Source organism: Bradyrhizobium sp. Kon37, assembly GCF_055807535.1.
In genome coordinates this window covers 1-284 of record NZ_JBVVOY010000241.1, presented here as the reverse complement: position 1 = coordinate 284, position 284 = coordinate 1, and the positions used below count along the sequence as shown (strand labels likewise).

Sequence of the window (284 nt, the reverse complement as noted above, 5' to 3'; positions counted from 1 at the left end):
CTGCAACATCATCAAAAGCATGGTGAGCGCGGTGCGTAACGCCATCCCCACACCGTATGTTACTGGCCAAAGTCACCCTGATACTGAATGACCAGGACGGGCTGAAAACCCGCGTCAGCCTTGCACCACGCGAAGGCTTTCTGGTGCCGGTTGAAAGCGACCGTAAAAACAGGAAAGGCGGCGACAGTAACGGCGGTATTGATGCGCTGGTTGAAGATTATTATCGCAGACACCCGGAGAAAACGCCGCCGTGGAAAGAGTAAATGATTCCGCCTTGAACCGCC

The 284-nt window shown here is 54.6% G+C and carries 1 protein-coding gene; it reads left to right on the top strand.

What is annotated here, in order from left to right; genetic code table 11:
- Window positions 1-56 precede the first annotated feature (56 nt).
- Complete coding sequence (locus AC0L3J_RS37985; protein WP_473350539.1) at window positions 57-263, top strand: hypothetical protein; 207 nt, start codon at window positions 57-59, stop codon at window positions 261-263.
- Window positions 264-284 lie beyond the last annotated feature (21 nt).

Coding starts and splice junctions, on each gene's coding strand:
- AC0L3J_RS37985 (WP_473350539.1), top strand. CDS start 57: ATGTTACTGGCCAAAGTCACCCTGATACTGAATGACCAGGACGGGCTG.